Source organism: Psychrobacter sp. NPDC064578, assembly GCF_044901245.1.
GTDB lineage: Bacteria > Pseudomonadota > Gammaproteobacteria > Pseudomonadales > Moraxellaceae > Psychrobacter > Psychrobacter cibarius_C.
The window spans coordinates 1-13,037 of record NZ_JBJDPI010000017.1 but is presented as its reverse complement, the minus strand read 5'-3'; the positions used below and the strand labels follow the sequence as shown (position 1 = coordinate 13,037).

The following is a 13,037-nucleotide window of genomic DNA, read 5'->3' as shown; positions in this document are numbered from 1 at the left end:
CAGGCTAAGTTTCTACGCCAAGGATGGATGGAGAATAATCTACCTAAACTGTTTCATGATATGGGCTGTATCGATTTTATAAAGACTTAACTATACCATTGAAGAAAGTATAAGATATACCATGATATGGTTCACCCATGTAACGTTGCGGAATCATCCCACAATCATAGTCGTCTTCATCTATATTCCAGAAATCACTACAGTCTATTTGTGGATATGAAATAGGCTTATATTGGCAAATAGGCGTATAAAGTTTGGTTATTACACCATCTGCGACCTCGAAAACTTCTATTAAATAATTTTCTTTATCAAAAAATAAAATTCCAGTGTAAAGTTGATGCTGGTAATACCATCGGCCATCTAGTTCAGTTAATAGCGTTGATTTGAGTCGTTTCATTGCTTTATCCATATTAGTATATGACATCAATATCAGGTGCAATGGCCTTAAGTCTCTCTACTTGCTTTAAGGATGTTTTTTTATTTAGGAGTATTTTTCGCAGGGAGCCAAAAATCTGTTTATTACTAAAAATATCTAAATCGTTTAAACCGTCCAGACCACTGATGTGTATTTTTTCTACATTTTTAAAGCTATTGTTTGCTACCCATATACAGAATAATTTATCTATCATATCTTCATTTATATGTAGAGATACAAACTTATCAAATATAAAATACCGATAGTTCTCGATTAACTCGTACATTTTTGGTAAAGGAATTGGGCAGTCAAGGTAGTTTCTTGAGGTAAGAATGTTGCCTATGATCGTTAAGCTACCTATTGTATTTTCCTTCCATATATACTTGATAGAAATCTCCTCAAGTTGATTGGTTTCTTTACAAGTTTTACCATACCCAAAAGTTACATAATCTTTACTGGTGTTCGAATAATCGAAACCTGACTGCTTATCCTCATATCGAAGCTCAAACATGAATGGTTCATAGGTTTGGGTCTTCCACATGATCTGATTTTCTGTTTCGCCATTTTCAATGGTATAGATCTCTCTATCGCAGATACCTTCATCAAAGGTATATGACATACCTTGATATAACTTATCTTGATAAATTTGTGGTATCGTGCCACAACCATATTCATCTAAGTCCTCATTACAAAATCCTGTAGAGTCAATATTAATAGGCGAAGGCAATCCTATCTGACAAGGTGAGATATAAGGTAAATCGATCTCACCTTCCTTAACTTCATAGGCTTCTAACTGGTTATTAGGTTTATCAAAAAAAACAATGCCTGTGTAAAGCTCATATTGATAATACCATTTGCCATTAAGCTGGGTTAGTAGATAGTGTTTAAGTCGTTTTAAATACATATTATTCTTCTCTTTTATATAATCCATTGGAATCTTGTGCTGTACCCATAGACTGTATGGGAACTCTACCTGTCGGTATATTCATATCATCAGGTAGAATACTATTACAATTAGTACAGGCTGGAAAATCAGCTCCCATATTATCTTTGTTACCACCACGAACGGTGGCAATGCTAATTTGTGAATCTGCAATATCTGGATAGTAAAGTTATCAAAATCAGATCCCTCGATAATACTATCACCAACTGCTCCCTTACTGTATGCAGTGTTTTTACCTTCCGCATTAGTTCTAACTTGTGTCAATAACGTGTTGATAGTATCTTGTTTAGCTGGTATCGATGTAGTATCAACAACAGGTCTATCAGCAGTATTTAACGGTTTAGTAGTTGAATACCCTCCTTCATCTAAAGGATAATAAGTAATTCCATTCGATGTAAATGACTGTTGAGTATCTACTTTAGTATTATTTCCAGATAACGGATTGGAGCTCTCTATTAATTCAGGTGAAGACGTAAATTTACTAATAGACGGGTTTTGAGGAATTGCTGGAAGAGGTGTTAAAACCACTTCATTTTCTCGTTCTTGATTCGCTATATCTTTATCTATAATTGATACATTTTCTGTTCCACTATCACCACTTCTAACATCTTCACCCGATGGCTGACCTGTTTTTTTATCACCTGGTAACGGTTTAAAAAGATCACTATTGAGATCAGTGCTTTGTGGGCGCGGAGATAAATTACCCCAACCAATGCTACCAGAATTATCAGAATCTCTATTTGGCTTATTATTTAGCTTCTTATTTGGCAGTATAATATCTATATCTAATGACTTACCTATACCTTTCTTAACAACAACCGCACCACCTGCCGATACGATCGCAGTGATAGCTTCTAATCCAAGTTCAGTTGATGCTATACCAGAGTTATAAAAATCATTATCATTATCACCGATGAAAGAGGTACCTACAATAGTCACTCCTTTATCGTAATACTCTTTAGGTATGTCTTTTAAAGACTTCAGTATTTCTACTGCAACGGCTGCAGGATCTTCTTTAGCCGCTTGATATAACGCTTCGATATCATCTGGTGCGTTTACGATCCTTTGGCCAAAATCATACACCGCCTTTTTTTGACCATTAAAGAAAGCTTTCTCTTGGCTTGCATCGATTTTCTCGTAGGCTTGACGAGCACCAGGACTAAAATACGAAAGAGCATACTGAATGTCCTGTTTATAGGAGGTTTTATAATCAAAACTCTCTGGATCTTTATCTAGCGCTGTAATCAGCGTTATATCATTCTTATTGAGCAGCTCTTTGTTCTCAGCTTGAGTGATAGCATCTTTGCCATTGCCAAGCGCAGGCTTATACTTATCTATCTCATCTTGATTGGCATCCATACTGGCTGAAACGTTTAGGTCTGCGGCAATACCTGCCAAATCTGCTAGGTATTCACTACTGCCACCTTGCACTCATAAAAGCTAGTCTACTATCTATACTAGCATCACATTGCTGTATGCCTTAATAGTCATGTAAACTACAATTGAGCAGAGCCGATGCAGTGCTACTCATACTCATTGCACTGATCGCTAAAGATCCTGAACCAATTTCGAGGAAACTTCGTCTATCCATGACTATCTCCTTATTGTAATTTTGAAAATACAAATTTTTATTAGCCTTATTTTTATTTGAATAAGCATGAGATTCAATAATAAGATACACCTACTCCTTAAGAAGTTCGCCAATACACCTTCATAACCATATCTTGGCGAGATAAATCAAACTTAGTTTTTAATTGGCGCCTTAATATTTTGGCATCAGCTGCGCTAAGCGCGCCCCAAACCTTCTCTATAAGAATAGAGCCGTCTTCTAAACGTGTATCTATAGCTGAGACAATAGCATCTGGAAGATCAATAGAAGGTGTATTCAAAATATACACTATATTGTCTTGTTTAAAACTATTTATCTCTGCCAATGTCTGACTTAATTCGATCTCTTGTAGATAAGACAGCTCTGCACCATCATTAGTCATGACAATGACGATTGGCGCTATCGGATTTTGCCAGTTTTCTAATAAATTAGCGACTGTCGGCATAGATGTTTCGTCGCACAGAAGCAGGCACTGACCATCATTTAAATGCGCAATCCTTTCTGGATAATCGCGTACACTTTTAAGCTGTGTTCCTGCTTGAACCGCTCTCGCCCAATTACCACCAGAGGTATCCCCATGAATATAAATATCCACCCAACCCTGTATTTGCTGAGTTTCTGCATCTTGCCATGCTTTTCGCAAGGTATAGTAACGCTGTAATTTCTCCGAGGCGGCGGCAGAGTTATGACTAATTGATACGTCAGTATTCATTTCAAACAGATAGGCGTATCCTGCATGATTCAGTGGCGTATCAGCAGGTGCAGCGACTACCAATCGGAATATATTCGGGCTGGCGTAATAACCATCAATCACAGTGAAATAACGCTCTTGCTGTTTTATCGCGAGCTTGCCAAGTTTCTTTGAAGCCACTTGCAAAAGGTTAATATATTGCGACTTCAAAGTAATGGTTTCATCAATCACATTTTCAAATTCAATAAAAAACTGGCTGATGCCATCAGATAACATTTCTACTTTGTGATTTGGCAAAGCTTCTACATTTTGGACTGATGCTTCGAGCAATAATCCATTGCTATAAACCTCTGCTACCACAACTGCCATATCATTACTGAGCTTGGTGTCAGCAAATGCTTCTACAAACAGCGCCAATTCATCTTGGTGTTCATCATTGACATGGTTCATGAACTTTATTTTAGCTGCCATGGGTAATGGCACTTTGTCTGTATAATGTTGATCAAAAACTTGGGACATAATGCACCCTTTATAAAAAGTTGGTTTTATAAAAAAGACAAGGCGCATGATTCACTCAATCGCCTGATCCATTAATATTGTGTGATAACAATACTTTTAACTATGGTTCAAACTAGAACTTATAAGACAGCGACGCTTTTACTTCACGCTCATCACCTGGCATATTAAAGGTATTGAGTGAGCCGACGCGGACATAACGGTCTTTATTTAACAGGTTATAAATGTTTAATTGACCAGTGTTGAGGTCTGTTTGATATCACTATCTAGATAGCTATAACCACCAGATACCTGCAACTTAGGCATAATGATAATCAGCCTCTCTATCAGAATAGCGAATGCCGACACTTATGACACCAACACTAGCCAGACGATGCTCAAAATCAGCAAACACATCATGGCTCTGACTGTTAAAGTCGTTCCACTTAGCCCCATAAAAATCATTATTAGGTAGGGAGATTAAAGATTTATCAGCAAAGGTAGGCAGACCATTATTGGGGGTGATTTGTCAATCTTACATCAAATAACCCAGACCAAATTTACTGGTATCATTCAATTGCTTATCAACACTGACGTAGGTCGTACTGTTTTGATTGTATTGCAGTACCGTGCGACCAACGAGACTATCATCGGCGCTCAAGCTGCCCTGAAGACCAGCAGATACGCCATAGCCTTCTGGATTGCTAATATTGGCTTTACCACGCTTTCGAACCAAATTCACCACACCGCCCACCTCTGACGCTGAGTTAAACAAACCAGAAGGTCCGCGCATAACCTTTACTCGGTCAAATGCGGCTAAATTAGGCAAGGTGCCATTGATACTTGCCATGGGAGATGCGAGCCCATCAATACTATATTGATCATATTCATAACCACGAGAGTAAATAGATGAGCGCCCATCATCATCTTTCAGAACTCGTAAACCGGTCGTGCGCTTAGCAATTTGGTCTAACGTATCAAGATTTAAGTCATCAATTTTTGCTTGGGTGATCAAACTGATAGACTGGGGAATATTTTCTAGATAATCTGGTATCTTGGTACCGACCGTCGCGACATTGGCATTATATAAGTCATTATCTTCACTTGGATCAATGGCATATAAAGAGTTCACGGTTACCACAATCGTATCTAAAGTGGTACTAGGCAATGCATCAGCACTATCTTCTGATTCAGCAGCTATCGCTGGTGACATAAAGAGTAAAGATAATATAGAATAGCACAGCGGTGACAGTCTAAAATGCGAGGATTGATTTGAGGTATTATGAACCACGTTAGTATTCCTTAAAGCCATAGTAGATAACCCATTGGGTTTGTTAATGGCATTAAAAACAGATAGCTATTAAATAAAAACAACTCTAACTTCATCTAGTGAAGTCAGAGCCTGCTCTTACCGGTTAGCACTCAACAACTAAAATCCTCTAGCATTATCACTAGTAGCGGTATAAAAGATATTGAAGGCACTATTAGCGCCAGTTTTGACAACTTTACCGTCTACCGTTGCACTGGCTTCGAAATTAACACCACCACCTGCACTTTCACCGCTAGCAATGTTCGGCAAGGTCAGTGAATGCACGACCACTTTCTTATTGGTAATGGGTGTCTCTGCTTTGGTTAATTTTGTACCCCGTGGTTTGACCACTTCGCCCTCTGCAACGACTTTCGTTAAATCATCATAAATAATATCGAAATCTAATAATTGTGCCTGATCAAGTTTTGCTTGTCCGTTGACAACAGGAATACCAACAAGAGACTTGCTGCCACGGTGAATCATGCGATTATCGATAACTTTACCATTATCTAGCTTTCTGGCTTCTACAGCGACTGAATTGGTTCGAGCCATCAACATCACTTTATAACCTGGTACCGCAACTTCACCTTTTCCATCAAAAATATCTGCGACCAATTCTGGTGCATTTTTCGCTTTATTGATGACTACTCGAGCAGAGTTTTCAGAAACGGGATAGTCTTTGCCGTCAATCGTCAAATAACGAGTATCAGCATAACTGCTTTGCGTGTTCATGAGACCGTTTGTCACAGAGTGATAAGTAAATACAGGCGTTGCGCTCGATGGTGACATCGTATTTTGACATCCTACAATCCCTAAAGATAACAGCGCAATAGATAAAACTGAAAATTTAGATAATAGATTTTTGCTGAAACATGACTGAGTTGAACGTGACATAATTTAATCTCATAAGAAGGATTTTTGTGAAATGCAGAACTACTAGAAAGAAATTGTAATTGATAACGATTATCATATGCATTATTATTACGATAATGTAACTAGTTGTCAATCCTTATCAAGGATATAAAATACATTTGTTAATTCTCTTACAGTTTTCATATAAGCAATACTATGCTCAAGGCTTTTTGAATATGATAAAGGATAGGTATGTCAAAATTTCAGACAAAACTTGCAATTATAACGATAACCATAGCAGGAGTAATGATGTCACCAAGCTATGCTAAACCTGACTTGACCAAGACAGTAGATATGAGCTTATTGCATGCCAAAGATACCGGATATCGTTTCGTATATCATACCTTCATTACACCTGCACCAGAACTACCCTCCTATAGCGTAACAGATTCACAATTGAAAACGCTGCAAGCCTATGCAAAACCTCGTCATTATCAAGTATGGTTAGCTATTCCTGAGCAAACAACCGATCATCAACTCTCTAACAATTCTGTAAAAACTCCTGGTAAAGTACTTTATATGCTTGATGGTAATGCGGCTATTGATGATTTAGATACAGAAACGCTGCGCGCCTTATCCAAGTCTACGCCAAAAAAATCAGCGCCTGCTTTGGTCCTTATAGGTTACCAAATACCTTATCGCTTCGATGTCGATGCCCGCGCCTACGACTATACCCCACCATTATTAGCCAACACTATAGATAACAGTGCGTTTACAGAAGAAGGTAGAGAGCGATTAAATGGTGGTGCAGAGCATTTTTATGGGCTGATAGAAAAAGAAATTAAGCCGTGGGTATATGAACAGTTGGGCGAGAAACCGAAGCAAGAAGCCATTTGGGGACACTCTTACGGTGGTTTGTTTGTATTGTATAATTTGTTCAAGGACCCTGAAGCTTATCAGCAGTACTTCAGTGCTGATCCTTCACTATGGTGGCAAGATGGAGAGATGATTAACTATTGGCAAGCGTATCAAAACCTTCCTGAAGCGCAACTTGCAGATATATCCAATAATAAACACAAACAAATACGACTCACTTTTAGTCACTCTGCAGAGCAAACCACTATCCCAGTAGTAGTGCCCACTCTGATGAGTAAAAAAGAATTCGCCAAGGAAGTCTGTGACCACTTTGAGAAGAGTTGTAGTTATCAGTTTTACAATCAATCACACGGAGAAGTATTTACAACCTCTCTATTGGAGAGCTTAAAACGTTTCTAAGACTGACTTTTAATGAGAGTTTCCCAAACTTTGTGTAACTGCTTATAATCCGCTAACCGGAGAATAAGCAATGACTACCCAATCTGACATTAAAAAACTGGCTGAGCAAATGGCTGGTAACATGAATAGCTTTGATGACATCCTTCATCGACACTGCCCTTGAAGCTGAGATGGAAGATCATCTTAGCTACCCCAAGCATGAAAAGGTAGATAAGCCCAATAAGCGTAATGGTCACACTAAAAAGACAGTCCGCAGTGACATCGGCGATCTTGAGGTCTCAACTCCAAGAGACCGTAATAGCAGCTTTGAGCCTGTGCTGGTCAGTAAGCATCAAAGTCGTATTACTGGTCTTGATAATAAAATCATATTTCACTACAGGCACAGTCTTGCGCTTCGGGCAACTGTCCCCCGGACACTTGCTTCTCCTCGCTCATACGCCAAAGGTCAAATCACCACTCAGATCTTCGAAACCATTAAAGAGCTATACAATGTAGATATCTCAAGTAGCTTAGTTTCAAGAGTCACTGACAACATCTTGGAAGACATCACTGCGTGGCAGAATAGACCACTGAACAGCATCTATCCTATTGTCTATCTAGACTGCATTGTCATTAAAGTACGTCAAGACAAGCAGATCATCAACAATGCTATTTACTTAGCTCTAGGCGTTAATCTTGACGGTAAAAAAGAGTTACTTGGTATGTGGCTGTCAGAGAACGAGGGCGCTAATTTCTGGCTGGGCGTTCTCACTGAACTACAAAACCGTGGAGTACAAGACATCTTAATCGCCTGTGTCGATGGTCTAAAGGGCTTCCCTGATGCCATTAACACCGTCTACCCCAAAGCACAGGGGCAGCTGTGTATCGTGCATATGGTGCGCTATTCAATGAAGTTTGTACCCTGGACGGATAAAAAGGCCGTAGCGACTGATTTAAAGATCATCTATGGGCTGATACGCTTGAGATGGCAGAGGCCAACGTTGAGCATTTCGATGAGATATGGGGCAAAGAATACCCACATGTCATCAAGTCTTGGCGCAATAACTGGGAAGGCTTAACGGTATTGTTTAATTACCCTAAAGACATCAGAAAAGTCATATATACCACCAATACTATCGAGTCGCTAAACAGTGTGATTCGGGCGGCGGTGAATAAGCGTCAGGTGTCCCCGTCTGATCAAGCCGCCTTCAAGGTGGTGTACTTAGCCACCCAACAAGCATCCAAAAAATGGTCGATGCCTATTCGTAACTGAACGTCTGCTCTTAATCGTTTTATGATTATGTTTGACGATCGTATCAGCAAGCATTTAATCTAAACGGCAGTTACACAGAATCTGGGATGGGCTCCTTTTAAGAAAAACTGTAGGCTTATTCTTATTGATCTATAGCAGATATTTTAAAACTTATACTTTAAGACTCTTCAACTCCCCCTATCAATTGGAATGATACCTATTCCTTAAAAAATCATTACCTTAATAATTATGGTTTAGACCTCCTAGCGATGAGTGACTTTAAGATTGAGTATGTTCAAGATACATTTAGCACTCAGACCTTATCTACTAGATAAAAAAAACCTCGCTAGGTTACCCAAGCAAGGCGAGAGAGAAAGGTTGTTATGATATTTATGTTTATTATTATCTTATTTGTATTTAATAATAGCGGGATTGATTATATTGAAAGCCAACTCTGCTAAATAGCTCCTAGTTTTCATTACTATTCATTTACAAAGGCTATTTTGCTCAGCCCTGCTTGACTGGCTACCGCCAGTACCTGCGCCACCGTCTCATATCTACTTTCTTTATCTGCTCTTAATAGCACGGAAGGGTCTTTACCAGCTCCACTTTGCTGTTGTAGACGCACCCCTAGTCCTTCCATACTAATAGGATCGCTATCCCAGAAAATACCAGCATCTTTATCTATACTAATTTGGATTGCTTCAGGTGGCTGCTCATTGATTAGCGCACTGGTTTTGGGTAAATCGAGCGGTACTGTTGGATTCAAAACAGTCGCTGTCAATAAAAAGATAATCATCAATACCAACATGATATCAATCAGTGGAATGAGGTTCATCTCATTCATACTTTGGACGTTATCATCACTTAACTGAAATGCCATAATATTCTCTATCGTGTGTCAGTCTTATACAAAATCATAAAATTTTGCTTTAAAAAAACCATCCAGCGCTGGCATTTACAACAACTTTATATAGTCAAGGAATTTTAGAATCGCTACAAGGCGACCGACCGCAGATAGTACATTGAGTACATTTAGGGCGGGTAACACCGTAGCGGTTTAAAAGTGCTCTGACTATAAATAAAATCTAGCAATGCTACTGTTGGTAAGCCTCTTGTGTATCAGTATGAATACTACTATTGCTATGAGCACTCTTACTAAAAGTGACATTAGTGGTTATGCTTTGCTTTTCAGTTACATTATGAGGCTCCATTGAAGGGTGCATTGCTGCTAAATCAACAGACTGCGCCAATAAATCATGGGCTCTATCATTGGCATGGTACATTACCCGTCGATTGATACGTACGGCAAGGTTATAAAACACCACTGCTGGAATTGCGACGGCAATACCGAGACCTGTCATAATGAGCGCCTCGCCAACTGGTCCTGCCACTTGTCCAAGTCCTGCTTGCCCACTGGTACCGATATTATGTAACGCGTGAAAAATACCCCACACTGTACCAAATAACCCAATAAATGGCGCGATCGCTGCAGTGGTACCTAAAATAGGTAGGCCGCGTTCGCTAGCAAAACGGTAACGCCCGATATGCTTTAATAATGCTTGCTCAATGACTAATCGATGCATAGCAGCATCAGAGTTAATCACAGCTGAACGCTTCATCTCAACCTGCTGACTCAAATCATCAGCAACACAGGCGGCCAATTTTCGGCTTTGTAATATACGAATAATACCAGTTACCCAAGAGAGCACCGATAAGACCAATAGCAAGAAAAACAAGCTTTTGGTCACCAAATCGCTGTATTGCCAGTAGCTTGTAAAATCCATATCAGACTCCTTAATATGTTATGCAATCATATGAGTTTGTTGCGAGTACCACATATCCACTTATCATGAAAAATCATCAGTAATGATTCTCTAAAAATAATAGGCTCGTTAAATAACTAAATTTTATGGTGCTGCATAACTGATAGGTAAAGTTACATTACCCACCACTGGTACGCCATTTTTTGTAAAGGGTTTAAATTTACCAGAAAGTACTTGTTGTTGAGCATCCCTATCGAGTGCGGCGTTGCCAGAAGATTGCGCTAAGCTCACATTATCAATGCTGCCTTGCTTATTAACTTGTAGTACCAAGACAACTCTAAAAGTTTCCCCTGATCTAGCACCTCGTCTGGCACGAGCAGGAAAACTAAAACTCGGTGCTGATGCCCAGTTAGCGTTGGTCGCAGTGAAATTGACTGGTGTATTACTTGCAGCAGCAGCTTGTTGATTAGCTTTCTCACGAGTCGCGGCTTCAGCTTTTGCACGGGCGGCTTGTGCAGCTTTGGCATCGGATACGGCTTGCGCTTCACGATCTGCCTTTGCTTTGGTATCCGCTGCAGCCTGAGCCTCGCGCATAGCTTTAGCATGCGTTTGTTGATTAGCCTTTTCAGTCTGTGCTGCCAATATTTTACGTTCGTTATCGGCTGCTAAAGCGCTTGCTTGAGCTAAGGCATCCGATTCTTGTGATTGTATTGATTGTTTGATGATAGGCTTACTCTCTACTATCTTTGTTGTTGCAGTAGCTGGTTTAGTATCAACTTGAGGCTTTGGTTTCTCCTTCCTCACAACTGGTTGCACTGCTTTTTTTGGCTCTGGTTTTGCCTCAGGTACGCTAACAGATTGTGGTTTAGGCGCTTTAATAGGTTCGACTTCTGCGACTGCCATCACCGGCTCTGCAATTGTCGTAACTTCTGACACCAACTGTATTTCTATAGGCGGTGTTATTTCAAGTGGCTTAATAGTAATCACAGGGGTTTTGACCATCACCAATACGATTGCTGTCAGCAAATGTAATGCGACAACACAACCCATAACTGTGGATGTTAATTTAACTGATGGCATATTGAAACTTGTTGAACCCATAACAGCCTAATAATTTTATTAAACAAAATGTAATAGCAATGTTAATGCAAATGATAACTATTATCAATAAATTTAATAACTATCTTTTAAATATTTATTCCCGCTTACAAAGCACCCTCTCTCATCTTCATGTACTCAAGAAGAATTCTTCCTACCACTAAGTCACTACTGAAAATTCTCGCTAGAGCTAAATACCTCAGCCTATGAAGCTATAAAATCAAAAATGATAATAATTCTCATTATCATTGATAAATACTGTTAACTACTTTATGATAATCGCTGTTTACTTTTTTGAACTTTAAAAAAGTTCAAGTAAGCATTAATCCTGAAGTAGTCAATAGCCTTAAAGACAAATTAATTTGCGAAGAGCGCCGTTATGAATACTGCTATGCAGCCTCTTTACTAACCACCCCATATTTTGCAGTCATTTGATTAATCAACTTTCTATAACTTGTAATATAATGAGTTACCTATGTTTACTAATTTACTCTCTATACCAGTGCCCGTATTCAAACGTCCTTTATTAAAAACTATGATGGCAACATTAATAGCTACCGCCAGCTTGACAGGCTGTACCTCACCCGACTCTAGCGATTCTGAAACTGCAACGATTACAACAGAGAATGAAACGGCAGATACCGTATCGAATGCTACGAATAATGGCGAATCTACCACTAGTATAAAAATTGATACTGCAAAAGGTGAGATAAGCTTACCAGTTAATCCGTCACCCATTGCAGTATATGACATGACGTTAATGCAAGATTTAGCGGCTCTTGAAGTACCTATTCAAGGTATGCCAAGCAATATGTTGTTAGACAATCTGCAAGCAAAAGATCAACCGGAGCCAAAAGAAGTAGGTACATTGTTTGAACCGGATCTTGAAGCCTTGAACGCACTACAACCACAGGCAATATTGATTGGGAGTCGCACTGCTAAAAAATATGATGAATTAGCAAGTATTGCTCCTACTCTTGATATGAGTGTCGATACTGCCGATATTTATGAATCGAGCAAACGTCGCTTGTCTGACTTAGGCGCTTTATTCGGTAAAAGCGAGCAAGCGGCACAACTACAAGGTGACATCGATGGTCTGTTAGCAGAAACCAAAGCTGCCACCAAAGATAAAGGTAAAGGCTTAGTCGTCATGGTCAATGGCAATAAAATGTCCGTATATGGTACTGAGTCACGCTATGGTTTTATTCATACCGTACTTAATATCCCAATAGCAGATAATCAAATTAAAGATGGTAATCACGGTCAGCCAATCTCGTTTGAATACATCCAAAAAACCAATCCAGACTGGTTATTCGTCGTCGATCGCAGTGCCGCCATTGGTGAAGATGGTGC

The 13,037-nt window shown here is 39.3% G+C and carries 13 protein-coding genes; 4 read left to right on the top strand and 9 right to left on the bottom strand.

Annotated features, from left to right (window positions below):
• Nucleotides 1-76: 76 nt before the first annotated feature.
• The 6 genes from ACI2JM_RS14430 to ACI2JM_RS14405 form a co-directional block, all read right to left on the bottom strand.
• Nucleotides 77-397 carry a hypothetical protein gene (locus ACI2JM_RS14430; RefSeq protein WP_404645099.1) on the bottom strand — a complete coding sequence of 107 codons (321 nt, stop codon included), beginning with the start codon at nt 395-397 and terminating at the stop codon, nt 77-79.
• A gap of 13 nt (nt 398-410) precedes the next feature.
• Nucleotides 411-1,346, bottom strand: coding sequence for a hypothetical protein (locus ACI2JM_RS14425; RefSeq protein ID WP_404645097.1), 936 nt, complete (start codon nt 1,344-1,346; stop codon nt 411-413).
• A 54-nt stretch (nt 1,347-1,400) separates the two neighbouring features.
• Nucleotides 1,401-2,717, bottom strand: coding sequence for a hypothetical protein (locus tag ACI2JM_RS14420; RefSeq protein WP_404645095.1), 1,317 nt, complete (start codon nt 2,715-2,717; stop codon nt 1,401-1,403).
• Between the two features lie 329 nt (nt 2,718-3,046).
• Nucleotides 3,047-4,177 (bottom strand): SIP domain-containing protein, encoded by a 1,131-nt coding sequence (locus ACI2JM_RS14415; protein ID WP_404645093.1) that lies wholly within the window; start codon nt 4,175-4,177, stop codon nt 3,047-3,049.
• Between the two features lie 511 nt (nt 4,178-4,688).
• Nucleotides 4,689-5,444, bottom strand: coding sequence for a TonB-dependent receptor plug domain-containing protein (locus ACI2JM_RS14410; RefSeq protein WP_404645091.1), 756 nt, complete (start codon nt 5,442-5,444; stop codon nt 4,689-4,691).
• A 138-nt stretch (nt 5,445-5,582) separates the two neighbouring features.
• Complete coding sequence (locus ACI2JM_RS14405; protein ID WP_404645089.1) at nt 5,583-6,251, bottom strand: hypothetical protein; 669 nt, start codon at nt 6,249-6,251, stop codon at nt 5,583-5,585.
• Between the two features lie 372 nt (nt 6,252-6,623).
• Here ACI2JM_RS14405 and ACI2JM_RS14400 point away from each other — a divergent pair, with 372 nt between their 5' ends.
• The 3 genes from ACI2JM_RS14400 (at nt 6,624) to ACI2JM_RS14390 (ending at nt 8,841) form a co-directional block, all read left to right on the top strand.
• Nucleotides 6,624-7,589, top strand: a complete 966-nt coding sequence (locus ACI2JM_RS14400; RefSeq protein WP_404645087.1) for an alpha/beta hydrolase — start codon at nt 6,624-6,626, stop codon at nt 7,587-7,589.
• A gap of 134 nt (nt 7,590-7,723) precedes the next feature.
• Nucleotides 7,724-8,647 (top strand): IS256 family transposase, encoded by a 924-nt coding sequence (locus tag ACI2JM_RS14395; RefSeq protein WP_404645085.1) that lies wholly within the window; start codon nt 7,724-7,726, stop codon nt 8,645-8,647.
• Nucleotides 8,554-8,841 carry a transposase gene (locus ACI2JM_RS14390; RefSeq protein ID WP_404645083.1) on the top strand — a complete coding sequence of 96 codons (288 nt, stop codon included), beginning with the start codon at nt 8,554-8,556 and terminating at the stop codon, nt 8,839-8,841. The genes ACI2JM_RS14395 and ACI2JM_RS14390 overlap by 94 nt, the downstream gene beginning before the upstream one ends.
• A gap of 460 nt (nt 8,842-9,301) precedes the next feature.
• Here ACI2JM_RS14390 and ACI2JM_RS14385 read toward each other — a convergent pair whose 3' ends face one another.
• From ACI2JM_RS14385 to ACI2JM_RS14375, 3 genes are all read right to left on the bottom strand, one after another.
• Complete coding sequence (locus ACI2JM_RS14385) at nt 9,302-9,703, bottom strand: biopolymer transporter ExbD (protein WP_296241920.1); 402 nt, start codon at nt 9,701-9,703, stop codon at nt 9,302-9,304.
• Between the two features lie 214 nt (nt 9,704-9,917).
• Nucleotides 9,918-10,607 carry a MotA/TolQ/ExbB proton channel family protein gene (locus ACI2JM_RS14380; protein ID WP_404645081.1) on the bottom strand — a complete coding sequence of 230 codons (690 nt, stop codon included), beginning with the start codon at nt 10,605-10,607 and terminating at the stop codon, nt 9,918-9,920.
• Between the two features lie 123 nt (nt 10,608-10,730).
• Complete coding sequence (locus ACI2JM_RS14375) at nt 10,731-11,666, bottom strand: TonB family protein (RefSeq protein ID WP_296241923.1); 936 nt, start codon at nt 11,664-11,666, stop codon at nt 10,731-10,733.
• Nucleotides 11,667-12,159: 493 nt separating this feature from the next.
• On the opposite strand from ACI2JM_RS14375, the gene ACI2JM_RS14370 reads away from it, so the two are divergent.
• Nucleotides 12,160-13,037 (top strand): siderophore ABC transporter substrate-binding protein (locus ACI2JM_RS14370; RefSeq protein ID WP_404645079.1); only part of this gene is annotated, 878 nt, incomplete at its 3' end.

Coding starts and splice junctions, on each gene's coding strand:
- ACI2JM_RS14430 (WP_404645099.1), bottom strand. CDS start 397: ATGAAACGACTCAAATCAACGCTATTAACTGAACTAGATGGCCGATGG.
- ACI2JM_RS14425 (WP_404645097.1), bottom strand. CDS start 1,346: ATGGATTATATAAAAGAGAAGAATAATATGTATTTAAAACGACTTAAA.
- ACI2JM_RS14420 (WP_404645095.1), bottom strand. CDS start 2,717: ATGGATGCCAATCAAGATGAGATAGATAAGTATAAGCCTGCGCTTGGC.
- ACI2JM_RS14415 (WP_404645093.1), bottom strand. CDS start 4,177: ATGTCCCAAGTTTTTGATCAACATTATACAGACAAAGTGCCATTACCC.
- ACI2JM_RS14405 (WP_404645089.1), bottom strand. CDS start 6,251: ATGTCACCATCGAGCGCAACGCCTGTATTTACTTATCACTCTGTGACA.
- ACI2JM_RS14400 (WP_404645087.1), top strand. CDS start 6,624: ATGTCACCAAGCTATGCTAAACCTGACTTGACCAAGACAGTAGATATG.
- ACI2JM_RS14395 (WP_404645085.1), top strand. CDS start 7,724: ATGACATCCTTCATCGACACTGCCCTTGAAGCTGAGATGGAAGATCAT.
- ACI2JM_RS14390 (WP_404645083.1), top strand. CDS start 8,554: ATGGCAGAGGCCAACGTTGAGCATTTCGATGAGATATGGGGCAAAGAA.
- ACI2JM_RS14385 (WP_296241920.1), bottom strand. CDS start 9,703: ATGGCATTTCAGTTAAGTGATGATAACGTCCAAAGTATGAATGAGATG.
- ACI2JM_RS14380 (WP_404645081.1), bottom strand. CDS start 10,607: ATGGATTTTACAAGCTACTGGCAATACAGCGATTTGGTGACCAAAAGC.
- ACI2JM_RS14375 (WP_296241923.1), bottom strand. CDS start 11,666: ATGCCATCAGTTAAATTAACATCCACAGTTATGGGTTGTGTTGTCGCA.